Consider the following 11,596-nt stretch of genomic DNA (forward strand, 5'->3'; position numbering starts at 1 on the left):
CAGACAATAGAGGGAATTTTTATAAGCGGATTTTTTATGTAAAGGTTTTAATTTCTGAAAGCACCTTGATATTTTCCTGAAAAGGAGTAAACTGGATATACAAGTGATGGAGGTTTAGTATGAAATTATACGTTCAGTTGATGATTATTTTTATGATTTCCCTTGTTGGAGAAGGGATTTCAAGTGTTTTCCACCTGCCTATTCCGGGCAGTATCATTGGTTTAGTCTTGCTGTTTTTGGCTCTGCAGTTCAAGCTCCTGCGCCTGCGCCATATCAGCATGGTTGGCAATTTTCTTTTGGCAAATATGACCATTCTTTTTCTGCCTCCTGCGGTTGGTATCATGGATAAATTTCAGGTCATTGCGCCTTATCTGCTGCCAATTATTTTGATTGTTTTAGGAGCGATTGTGCTCAATGTCTGCGTGATTGCAGTTGTGGTGCAGCTGATTAAGACTCGTTTTGAAGGAGATTATGAGGAAGGAGACGCCAGCAATGTCTGATTTATGGAGCAATCCTCTCTTTGGCCTTGCCTTGTCTATCTTGGCCTATCTGTTCGGCCTATTGATTTTTCGTAGATTTCCTCATCCCTTGACAACTCCTTTGCTGATTGCAGCAGTTTTGGTCATTGCTTTTTTAAAATTAACCGGTATTTCCTATAAGGATTACTATGTCGGCGGCTCCTATTTAAACAACCTAATTGTGCCATCTACGGTTGCTTTGGGGATTCCGCTTTACAAGACTTTTCATTTGATGAAGCACCATGCGCGCAGTATTTTGATTGGGACCTTTGCGGCGGTTGTAGTCAATACTAGCTTTACTGCCCTGTTGGCTAAGTTTTTCGGCATGGATTTCTTTCTGGCTGTCTCTCTTTTTCCGAAGTCTGTCACAACGGCCATGGCTGTCGGTATCACAGACAAGCTGCAAGGGCTTGCTACTGTGACATTAGTTGTGGTGGTTGCGACGGGCATTCTGACCAGTGTCTTAGGGCCAACGCTTCTTAAGCTCTTAAAAATCACAGATCCAGTAGCTATTGGTCTAGCTTTAGGGGGAACCGGCCATGCGGTAGGAACGGGAACCGCCTTTAAATACGGTCAGGTTGCAGGAGCTATGGCGGGACTTGCGATTGGCGTGACCGGGCTCATGTATGTTCTGGTCAGCCCCATCGTGGCAGCCATTATTCTGAAGTAAAAATAAACAATGTTGAAACGTTTTGTTTCAACATTGTTTTGCTTATTGAAGATTTAGCTTCTTTTTCACGATGAAATAGATGGTAAAATAGAAACCAAAAACTTTCACGAGCTCAAAGACAATTTGGATAATCAGAGAGAGGTCTAGCATCATTTCAAAATCCGTAGCGGAGTAACTATAATCGTATGGAACAAATAGGCCATACGGATTGAAGAGACTAGGTAAGAAGATTGACAGGACCGCTAGAACACTCCAAATCAAAAATCCGAAAAGCACAGCCATCATAATCCGATTCTTCTTAAATAGCTGTCCAACTGAGATTGCTAGATAAAAGAAGAGGATACCAGAAAGGATTTGAAGGAGATTAAGGAAGCCGTATTTGACAATCCAAAGCCACAGATTTGGGATTTCACCAATATATTTAAAAATTTCATTAAATGAATAGCCGGTAATAGGGAGGGCAATGCCAAAAATGACAAGGCCGCTAATAAACATGGTTAGCATACACAAGAGGGTCCAAACAAATGCGGAAAGAAGCTTAGACAGAAGAATCTGATGCGGGGTAACTGGCAGAGTCCAAGTCAAGTAACCTTCTCGCCCAAAAACATTTTTATAAAACCGACGGATGATAATGATGGTATTGGACAGAAAGACAGCGCAGGATGCAGAAAACAGCAAGAGGAAGAGTAGGTATAAAGTGACAATAACACCACTAGTAGCCATTGGGTAGTCACTATAGCGTTCCATGACCTCCGGTCTCAAGCTGCTGCCAGTTATGAATCCCATCAAGATAGATAGAGTGAGAAGAATGGCAAAGGTGATACAATACCATTTGTAATTAGACTTAAAATCGTATTTAAACAGTTTTCCAAACATATAATGAAGACCTCCTAATAAAAGCGAAACTGGCTGCGGAAAAGATTATCAATGGATTGATTGTACTGTTGACGCAGCTGATTAGCATTTTCATGCAAAAAGATCTGACCTTGGTTAATCAGGATGACTTCATCCAAAATTGGCTCGATATCCGCAATCAAGTGGGTGGAAATGATGACAGAAGACTGAGGCGTACGATTTTGGATAATGGTCTGCAGGATATAGTCACGAGCAGCCGGATCAACACCACCGATAGGCTCGTCTAGGATATACAGTTCCGCATGGCGGCTCATGACCAAAATGAGCTGCATTTTTTCCTTGTTTCCTTTTGAAAGGCTTCCGATGCGCGCTTGAGGATCAATATGAAGATCCTTTAGGAGCTGCATGGCTTTCGCGCTGTCAAAATTATCATAAAAATCTTGGAAATATTTTACAGCTTCGATTACTTTAGAGCTGTCGCTTAGATAAGTCGTATCTGGCAGATAGGAAACGATTCTTTTCGTATCAGGAGAAGGTTTGACGCCTTTGAGATAAATATGGCCAGAGGTGGGCTGCAAGAGACCATTGATAAGCTTGATAATAGTTGTCTTGCCGCTGCCATTAGGACCTAGAAGTCCGATGATTCTGCCAGGCTGGATGTTTAAGCTTACATCATAGAGGGCGGGTGCGTCACCATAATTTTTATGGACATGGTCAAGATAGACCAGAGGATACTGATTCATACATGTCTCCTTCATTTTCTTCAATTTACAATTATTATACCTTTTCCTTAGGAAAATGGCAAAGAAAGCCGGAAAGGGTGAATGGAATCTTTATGTTCGGTCAAACTCCTATTTCCCTCATTCAGTGAATTGCGGTATAATAGTTATAAGAAGAAGCAAAGCATGTTCAAGGAGAAAAATGTGGTGATACAACTTGATACCAAGACTGTTTACAGTTTTATGGATAGCTTGATCCCGATAAAGAAATATGTGCAAAAAGCCAAGGACTTAGGATACAGTCATCTGGGCATGATGGATGTGGACAATCTCTATGGGGCTTATCATTTCTTAGAGGAAGCCGAATCTGCGGGACTGCGGCCGCTTTTAGGCTTGGAGCTGAGTCTGATCAAGGCAGAGCAGGAGCTTCATCTCCGTCTGCTGGCTTTAGACAGTCAGGGATATCGCAATCTGATGAAAGTCTCGACTCTCAAGATGATGGGACAAAAGAATTGGGAGTCTTTCCAGCATCTCTTTAAGGGATTGGCTGTGATTGTTCCTGCTTTTGACGGAGTAGCAGATCTGGATTTGGGGTTGGATTTTTATGTTGGAGTCTTTCCAGCAACGCTCCAGCAGGAGTTTGGTCGGCCAACCCTGCCCTTGCATACCGTCCGATATTTTGATAGGGGAGATTTGGAAACCTTGCAGATGCTCCGGGCTATTAGAGAAAATGCCAGCCTGCGAGAGATTGGCAGTCTCCCCAATCATGAGTTTTTGCTGGCACCAGATGCTCTGGCAGGAGCTTTTAAGGAAACTTTCCCAGAGAGTCTGGCTAATCTTGAGAAGCTAGTCCGTGATGTTCACTATGATATCAATAGGGAGCTGAAACTGCCCCGCTTTAATCGAGAGCGGCCAGCCGTGGAAGAGCTAAGGGAGCGATCCGAAGCTGGCTTAAAAAAACGCGGTTTAACAGGTAAACTTTATCAGGAACGACTGGACCAGGAGCTGGGTGTCATTCATCAGATGGGCTTTGATGATTACTTTCTTATCGTCTGGGATTTGCTGCGCTTTGGTCGCAGTCAGGGCTATTATATGGGCATGGGTCGAGGATCTGCTGTTGGCAGTCTGGTGGCCTATGCTTTGGAGATTACTGGGATTGACCCAGTCAAGAATAACCTGCTTTTTGAGCGCTTTCTAAATCTAGAGCGCTATACCATGCCCGATATTGATATTGATATTCCTGATGTTTACCGGCCAGAGTTTATCCGCTATGTTCGGGACCGCTATGGCAGCATGCATGCGGCTCAGATTGTGACCTACTCGACCTTTGGAGCCAAGCAGGCCATTCGTGATGTCTTCAAGCGCTTCGGTCTACCAGAGTATGAGCTGACCAATATCACCAAGAAAATCCGCTTTGGCGATAGTCTGACCTCTGCTTATGAGAAAAATATGGCCTTTCGTCAGATTATCAATAGTAAGCTGGAATATCAAAAGGCCTTTGATATTGCTAAAAAAATCGAAGGCAACCCCCGTCAGACCTCTATCCACGCAGCCGGCGTTGTGATGAGTGACAATGACCTGACAGACCAGATACCGCTCAAATACGGTGAGGACATGTATATCACCCAATATGATGCCCACGGTGTGGAAAGCAACGGTCTGCTCAAGATGGACTTTCTGGGCTTGCGTAATCTGACCTTTGTCCAGCGGATGAAGGAAGCAACCCTGGAAAAATATAAGGTAGATATTGAGATTGCAGAGATTGACTTGGAGGATGCAGAAACTCTGAAACTCTTTGCAGCCGGCCAGACCAAGGGGATTTTCCAGTTTGAGCAGCCGGGGGCTATCAGCCTGCTCAAGCGGGTTCAGCCAGTTTGCTTTGAGGAAGTAGTAGCCACAACCTCTCTCAATCGTCCTGGAGCCAGTGATTATATAGATAATTTTGTCAAGAGAAAGCATGGAATGGAACAAGTGGAGTTGATTGATGACAGTTTGGCTGATATTCTAGCTCCGACTTACGGTATCATGCTCTACCAAGAGCAGGTCATGCAGGTGGCCCAGCGCTTTGGTGGCTTTAGTCTGGGGAAAGCCGATATTTTGCGGCGGGCCATGGGTAAGAAAAGTGCTGCTGAAATGCACCGCATGCAGGAGGACTTTGTTGCAGGTGCTCTCAAGCTAGGTCACTCGGAAACTAAAGCCAAGGAAGTCTTTGCTATTATGGAGAAGTTTGCTGGCTATGGCTTTAACCGCAGCCATGCCTATGCCTACTCAGCTCTGGCCTTTCAGTTGGCTTACTTCAAGGCTCACTATCCAGATGTTTTCTTTGATGTCATGCTCAATTATTCAAGTAGTGACTATATCACCGATGCCCTGAGTTTTGACTTTGAAACAGCCCCCCTCAGTATCAACAATATTCCCTACCATGATAAGTTTCAGGATAAGAAAATTTTTTTGGGCATGAAAAATATCAAAGGCCTGCCTAGGGATTTGGCTTACTGGATTATCGAAGAGCGACAAAATGCTGCCTTTACTGGGGTGGAAGACTTTATTCTGCGCCTGCCTCAGAATTACCATAAGATTCCGCTGCTGACTCCTCTGATCCAGCTGGGGCTCTTTGACAGTTTTGAGAAAAATCGCCAAAAAATTCTAGCCAATTTGCCTAATCTATTTGTATTTGCGGATGAGCTAGGTAGTCTTTTTGCGGATACGACCTATTCTTGGACAGAGGCTCAGGATTTTAGCGATACCGAAAAGTTTGAGTTGGAACAGAGCATAATCGGTGTGGGGCTTAGCGATCATCCCTTGGTTAAACTGGCCAAAGAAGCGGACCAGCCCTTTAGCTGGATTAGTGATTTGACGGAAAATAGCAGAGCTAGGATTTTGGCTGAAGTCCAGACTATTAAGACTATCCGGACTAAAAAGGGCGAGAATATGGCCTTCTTGCAGGTTTCAGATACCAAGAAAAAACTGGATGTTACCCTCTTTCCTGATACTTATAGACAGCTGGGTGAACGCATTAAGGAGAAGGGTATTTACTACTTGAGCGGCAAGGTGCAGGAGCGGGATGGTCGTTTACAGTTGGTCTTGTCAAATATAGAAGAAGCCACTACAGAACGCTTCTGGATAAAACTTGCGGGCCATGAGCATGATCGGGAAATATCTCATGTTTTGCAGAAATACCCTGGCAATATTCCAGTTGTCCTGCGCTATGAAGATGAGAAGCGAACCATATCTGCACCTCATTTCCGAGTGGAGAGATCAGAGCAGCTGCAAGAGGAATTGAAGAATTATACTATGAAAACGATTTTTCGTTAAAAAATATGGAAAATAAGAGAATTTTCATGATGATTGTGGTATAATCTATAAGAATGTTAAAAAGAAAAAGGAGCAAAAAGCGAAATGAAACGTATTGCTGTTTTGACTAGTGGTGGTGATGCCCCTGGAATGAATGCTGCTATCCGTGCAGTTGTTCGTAAAGCAATTTCCGAAGGAATGGAAGTCTACGGGATTTATGATGGTTACGCTGGAATGGTTGCTGGCGAGATTTACCCACTTGATGCGACATCAGTTGGTGACATTATTTCTCGCGGTGGAACCTTCCTTCACTCTGCTCGTTACCCTGAGTTTGCCCAAGTTGAAGGGCAGCTGAAAGGGATTGAGCAGCTTAAAAAACATGGAATTGAAGGTGTCGTTGTTATCGGTGGTGATGGATCTTACCACGGTGCTATGCGCTTGACAGAGCATGGATTCCCAGCTGTCGGTGTTCCAGGAACCATTGACAATGATATCGTCGGAACAGACTTCACTATCGGTTTTGATACAGCTGTTACTACAGCTATGGATGCGATTGACAAGATTCGGGATACCTCATCCAGTCACCGCCGTACTTTCGTTATCGAAGTAATGGGACGTAATGCTGGTGATATTGCTCTCTGGGCAGGTATTGCATCTGGTGCGGACGAAATCATCGTTCCTGAAGAAGGTTTCAAGATCGAAGAAGTTGTTGAAAGCATTAAGAGTGGCTATGCTAAGGGTAAGAAGCACAACATCATCGTCTTGGCTGAGGGTGTCATGTCAGCGGATGAATTTGCTGAAAAGCTGAAAGAAGCTGGAGATATGAGCGATTTGCGTGTCACAGAGCTCGGACATATCCAGCGTGGAGGCTCACCGACTGCGCGTGACCGTGTTCTTGCATCTCGTATGGGAGCACATGCTGTTAAACTGCTTAAAAAAGGTATCGGCGGAGTTGCTGTTGGAATCCGCAATGAGCAGATGGTTGAAAGCCCAATCCTGGGAACTGCTGAAGAAGGAGCACTCTTTAGCTTGACTGCTGAAGGCAAGATTGTCGTCAATAATCCGCACAAGGCTGATCTGGACTTGGCTGATTTGAACCGCAGCATCAATATTTAATTATTATTTGTTATTCAGGCCAAGAGGCCAAATAGAAGAAGGAGTTTCATACAATCATGAATAAACGTGTAAAAATCGTTGCAACATTAGGTCCTGCGGTAGAAATCCGCGGCGGTAAAAAATTCGGTGATGACGGATATTGGGGAGAAAAGCTGGATGTTGAAGCATCAGCTCAAAACATTGCTAAGTTGATTCAAGCTGGCGCAAACACATTCCGTTTCAACTTCTCACACGGTGACCATGCTGAGCAAGGAGAGCGCATGGCAACTGTTAAGCGTGCAGAAGAAATTGCCGGCCAAAAAGTTGGTTTCCTTCTTGATACAAAAGGACCAGAAATTCGTACAGAATTGTTTGAAGGCGATGCAAAAGAGTATTCATACAAGACTGGTGAAAAAATCCGTGTTGCTACTAAGCAAGGTATCAAATCTACTCGTGAAGTAATTGCTTTGAACGTTGCTGGCGGATTGGACATCTACGATGATGTTGAAGTTGGCCGTCAAGTATTGGTTGACGATGGTAAACTTGGTCTTCGTGTTATTGCTAAAGACGATGCTACTCGTGAATTTGAAGTAGAAGTTGAAAACGACGGCATCATTGCTAAGCAAAAGGGTGTGAACATCCCTAACACTAAAATTCCTTTCCCAGCACTTGCTGAGCGTGACAATGACGATATCCGCTTTGGTCTTGAGCAAGGAATTAACTTCATCGCGATTTCATTTGTACGTACTGCAAAAGACGTCAACGAAGTTCGTGCAATCTGTGAAGAAACTGGTAATGGCCATGTTCAATTGTTCGCGAAAATCGAAAACCAACAAGGTATCGATAACTTGGACGAAATTATTGAAGCTGCTGACGGTATCATGATTGCCCGTGGTGACATGGGTATCGAAGTACCATTCGAAATGGTTCCAGTTTACCAAAAGATGATCATCACTAAGGTAAATGCAGCTGGTAAAGTGGTTATCACAGCAACTAACATGCTTGAAACCATGACAGAAAAACCACGTGCAACTCGTTCAGAAGTATCAGACGTATTTAACGCTGTTATCGACGGAACTGACGCAACTATGCTTTCAGGTGAGTCTGCAAATGGTAAATACCCACTTGAGTCAGTAACAACAATGGCTACTATCGATAAGAATGCTCAAACCCTTCTTAACGAATATGGCCGCTTGACAACTGATAACTTTGAGCGTAACTCTAAGACTGAAGTTATGGCTTCAGCAGTTAAAGATGCTACAAACTCAATGGATATCAAGTTGGTAGTTACCCTTACTAAGACTGGTCACACAGCTCGTTTGATTTCTAAATACCGTCCAAATGCTGATATCTTGGCTATCACTTTTGACGAATTGACTCAACGCGGTCTTATGCTGAACTGGGGTGTAATTCCAGTGACTACAAACACTCCATCTAACACAGATGATATGTTTGACATCGCTGAGAAGATTGCAGTTGAGCAAGGCTTGGTTGAATCTGGTGATGATATCGTTATCGTTGCTGGTGTGCCGCTTGGTGAAGCAGTTCGTACCAACACAATGCGTATCCGTACAGTACGTTAATCTAAGAAAATAAAAAAGAACCGTTGATTGAAAAATCATCGGTTTTTTCTCTTGTCGAAGTGATGACCATTATCTTGTGTGGGAAGAAGGACACGCCAGCGTTTTGATTTTTGAAATAAGATTGTCCCTTTGTCTATTTTGTCTAAAAATGATATAATGGTATAAAAGAGATGGGAGAGACAGATGTTAAAGAGAGATTTATTAAGAAATGTCATTATTTTTTCAGTTCTAGCAGCTATTATTATAGGGCTGAGAGTTTTTATTTATACGCCTTATCGGGTGACTGATCAAGACAGCAATGCTTATTTGGCAAAGAATGACTTGGTCTTGGCAACGAGAAAGCAAGACATCAAGCGTGGAGACTTTGTCCTCTATGAAGTGGACGGCAAAGACTATGTCGGCCGGGTCATTGCCCAGGAAAAAGATCAGGTAACCTATATGGATGACCTCCTTTACCTGAACGGTCAGGTCATGTCGGAAGAATACATTGAGAAAATGCGCGAGAAATATTTGGCTTCAGCAGGAAGTTCGGGCTATTATACGCATGATTTCTCTATTATGGATTTAAAAGACTCAAAGTCTGATAAAATTACTAAAGATTCTTATCTGATTCTTAATGACCGACGGGAAAATACCAAGGACAGCCGAGAATTTGGGCTCATCAAAGCCAGTCAAATCAAGGGAGTGGTGGAGTTCCGACTCTCACCTCTGAATGAATTTGGTTTTATTAAGAATAAGTAAACTGAAGTCTATTTTCAACCAAGGCAGGGCAAGCCTTGGTTTTTTTCTTTGAAAATCAACTTTAAAGTTACAAGTAAACATAAAGATACTTTTCCTGATGTGGTATACTAATATCAAAAGACCGCAAAAAGGAGATTGCTTTTGAAGTCAAGAAAGAAGAAATTATTATTTTTTGCTATACTGGCTCTAAGTTTTTTGACAGCATGCAGCAGTATAGTAAATAGAGATGGTGAAAAAATATGGATGTCAGATACTGAAATGTCGGAGCTTCGTAAGAAAGAGGAAAAGATTGCACTTTATATCATTAATCATTATGAAGATGTTCAAAAAATTGAATTTGATGAATTTTCCAAGGGAAATTTATGGAAAGGGGATTCCGTTAGTCTCATTGTAAATGATACCAGTTATATCCCACATGTTTCTTTGGACTCAAAAGATGAAAACTATAATATAAATGATAACTCTCGCACTGATTCGACAGAATTGACTTTTCGTCTTAAAAAGAAAGAGAAGGTCACAAATTTTAAAGATGCGGGTGAGACGGATGTTATTTACTCTGGACAAAATGTTTGGCTGACGACTGAGGAAAAAGTAAAGGTGCGCAACCAGGAAGAGGGGCTGGCTTTATTTTTACTGAATCACTATGAAAATGTTGAAAAAATTGAATTTACAAAGATTTCAAGAAAGCCTTTTGGACAGGCAAGAGAAGCTACGTTAGTTGTTAATGATAAGATAAAGATTTATTCCTACCTAGATGATAGCTATGACAACTATCATTTGTCTTATAATCCTGAAAAAGACGGCCTGAAAGCTAAAGATAATCAAACAAATTTGCAAAGTCTAGATAGCATTACTGTTATCTATTATACGGGGAAATGAATGATGTGTTGCAAAGAAAAAGCCAGACTGACTTAATTATCAGACTGTTTTTTTCGTGTTTCTTGATGAAAGATGTTTTGCCATACTTCGTGGCGACGCCAGAGGCTGGTATGGATAACACCGTCCATTTCATAGCGGATGAGCTTGGTTTTCTGGCTGACAGAGAGGAGTTCAAAGTTTTTGATAGGTGTTTTTGAGGCTCTTTCTGCCTGAAATTCAGACTTGTTTAGCTGTCGGCCATCTTGGGAAATATAGAGAAATTCGGCGGACAGAAGCGTATCCAGTTGGCTGCCTTGCTCTACGAGCTGCTCACGCATGAGTAGGTTTGGATAAAGATTTTCCAATCTCTCATCTTCAGGAATGGGAGCGGGCTCGATATGAATGTCAATGTCAAAGACCCCAAAGCGCTTCATCAACATATCCTCAACCTGGTCCGCAATATCATGGCTTTCAAAAACAGACAAATCGGGATTCATTTCCAAGATAATATCCAGGTAGATATTACTGCCATAGGTCCGGCCGCGTTGTGACTTGACCTGGGTGATTTTAGGAATTTCCAGGATAGCTTGCTTATAGTCTTGGAGTAGGCTTTCATCAAATCCGTCGGACAGGCTGAAAGAAGATTCCATAAAGATATCATAGGCTGTCTTGAGAATGAAGAAGGTAATTACAATGGCTGCCAGCTTATCAACGATTGGGAAATTAAAGGCGCTGGCAATGATAGCAACTGAAGTGCCGATAGAAGTGACAGCGTCTGACAGGTTGTCCTTGGCTGCAGCATCCAGAGCCTTGGAATGAGCTTTTTTAGCTAGCGTTTTATTGTAAAAATAAACACCCAACATAATGATTGCCGAGATGATTCCGACCATGGCACCAACAGGGTCAATCTTGGTTTCTTGGTTGGAGATAATCTTCTGAATGGTCTCTATCAAGACATCAAATCCAACGAAAAACATGATAAAAGATGTGATGAGACTGGCCAGATCTTCTATCTTCCAGTGGCCGAAGCGATGGTCACGGTCGGCTGGTTTTCTGGCCATACGCAGGCCAATTAAAACGGCGATATTAGCCACGATATCAGATACATTGTTGAAGCCATCGGCCGTCAGACTGGAGGACTGGAGGGTCGAGCCAGCGATGATCTTGATCGCCGAGAGAATCAGATAGGTAGCGATGGAAAGGATGGCTCCTCTCTCTGCTAGCTTCAGATTGTTGCTAGGATTTTTCATGACAGCCTTTCTT

The 11,596-nt window shown here is 42.8% G+C and carries 10 protein-coding genes; 7 read left to right on the plus strand and 3 right to left on the minus strand.

From position 1 onward, the window contains the following. Positions 1-119 precede the first annotated feature (119 nt). Together HMPREF9389_RS04430 and HMPREF9389_RS04425 are read left to right on the plus strand one after the other, a co-directional pair. A complete protein-coding gene (locus HMPREF9389_RS04430; RefSeq protein WP_002929967.1) occupies positions 120-500 on the plus strand; it encodes a CidA/LrgA family protein in 381 nt (126 codons plus the stop codon). Further along, positions 493-1,188: an LrgB family protein gene (locus HMPREF9389_RS04425; RefSeq protein ID WP_002897855.1), complete on the plus strand. Its 696-nt coding sequence runs from the start codon at positions 493-495 to the stop codon at positions 1,186-1,188. The genes HMPREF9389_RS04430 and HMPREF9389_RS04425 overlap by 8 nt, the downstream gene beginning before the upstream one ends. 42 nt (positions 1,189-1,230) lie before the next feature. Here the strand turns inward: HMPREF9389_RS04425 and HMPREF9389_RS04420 are convergent, their stop codons facing one another. Beyond that, a complete protein-coding gene (locus HMPREF9389_RS04420; protein WP_002929969.1) occupies positions 1,231-2,064 on the minus strand; it encodes a hypothetical protein in 834 nt (277 codons plus the stop codon). 14 nt (positions 2,065-2,078) lie between these two features. Next, complete coding sequence (locus HMPREF9389_RS04415) at positions 2,079-2,786, minus strand: ABC transporter ATP-binding protein (RefSeq protein WP_002900663.1); 708 nt, start codon at positions 2,784-2,786, stop codon at positions 2,079-2,081. Between the two features lie 180 nt (positions 2,787-2,966). Between HMPREF9389_RS04415 and HMPREF9389_RS04410 the strand changes: the two genes are divergently transcribed. The 5 genes from HMPREF9389_RS04410 (at position 2,967) to HMPREF9389_RS04390 (ending at position 10,354) form a co-directional block, all read left to right on the plus strand. Continuing rightward, on the plus strand, positions 2,967-6,077 hold the full coding sequence (locus HMPREF9389_RS04410) for a DNA polymerase III subunit alpha (protein WP_032906709.1): 3,111 nt from the start codon (positions 2,967-2,969) through the stop codon (positions 6,075-6,077). An 84-nt stretch (positions 6,078-6,161) separates the two neighbouring features. Next, positions 6,162-7,172 (plus strand): 6-phosphofructokinase, encoded by a 1,011-nt coding sequence (gene pfkA, locus HMPREF9389_RS04405; protein WP_002929981.1) that lies wholly within the window; start codon positions 6,162-6,164, stop codon positions 7,170-7,172. 56 nt (positions 7,173-7,228) lie between these two features. Beyond that, on the plus strand, positions 7,229-8,734 hold the full coding sequence (gene pyk, locus HMPREF9389_RS04400; protein WP_002929995.1) for a pyruvate kinase: 1,506 nt from the start codon (positions 7,229-7,231) through the stop codon (positions 8,732-8,734). Positions 8,735-8,917: 183 nt separating this feature from the next. Then, on the plus strand, positions 8,918-9,475 hold the full coding sequence (gene lepB / locus HMPREF9389_RS04395) for a signal peptidase I (RefSeq protein ID WP_002929998.1): 558 nt from the start codon (positions 8,918-8,920) through the stop codon (positions 9,473-9,475). A 141-nt stretch (positions 9,476-9,616) separates the two neighbouring features. After that, positions 9,617-10,354 carry a hypothetical protein gene (locus tag HMPREF9389_RS04390; RefSeq protein ID WP_032906476.1) on the plus strand — a complete coding sequence of 246 codons (738 nt, stop codon included), beginning with the start codon at positions 9,617-9,619 and terminating at the stop codon, positions 10,352-10,354. 32 nt (positions 10,355-10,386) lie between these two features. Here the strand turns inward: HMPREF9389_RS04390 and HMPREF9389_RS04385 are convergent, their stop codons facing one another. Further along, entirely contained in the window at positions 10,387-11,583 is a 1,197-nt protein-coding gene (locus tag HMPREF9389_RS04385) for a cation diffusion facilitator family transporter (RefSeq protein WP_032906478.1), read from the minus strand. Positions 11,584-11,596 lie beyond the last annotated feature (13 nt).

Source organism: Streptococcus sanguinis SK355, assembly GCF_000212855.1.
In the GTDB taxonomy this organism is placed as follows: Bacteria; Bacillota; Bacilli; order Lactobacillales; family Streptococcaceae; genus Streptococcus; species Streptococcus sanguinis_A.

Excerpts from the sequence above, each read along its gene's own strand:
- pfkA (WP_002929981.1), top strand. The coding sequence starts at position 6,162 with ATGAAACGTATTGCTGTTTTGACTAGTGGTGGTGATGCCCCTGGAATG.
- HMPREF9389_RS04385 (WP_032906478.1), bottom strand. The coding sequence starts at position 11,583 with ATGAAAAATCCTAGCAACAATCTGAAGCTAGCAGAGAGAGGAGCCATC.
- lepB (WP_002929998.1), top strand. The coding sequence starts at position 8,918 with ATGTTAAAGAGAGATTTATTAAGAAATGTCATTATTTTTTCAGTTCTA.
- HMPREF9389_RS04430 (WP_002929967.1), top strand. The coding sequence starts at position 120 with ATGAAATTATACGTTCAGTTGATGATTATTTTTATGATTTCCCTTGTT.
- HMPREF9389_RS04420 (WP_002929969.1), bottom strand. The coding sequence starts at position 2,064 with ATGTTTGGAAAACTGTTTAAATACGATTTTAAGTCTAATTACAAATGG.
- pyk (WP_002929995.1), top strand. The coding sequence starts at position 7,229 with ATGAATAAACGTGTAAAAATCGTTGCAACATTAGGTCCTGCGGTAGAA.
- HMPREF9389_RS04415 (WP_002900663.1), bottom strand. The coding sequence starts at position 2,786 with ATGAATCAGTATCCTCTGGTCTATCTTGACCATGTCCATAAAAATTAT.
- HMPREF9389_RS04425 (WP_002897855.1), top strand. The coding sequence starts at position 493 with ATGTCTGATTTATGGAGCAATCCTCTCTTTGGCCTTGCCTTGTCTATC.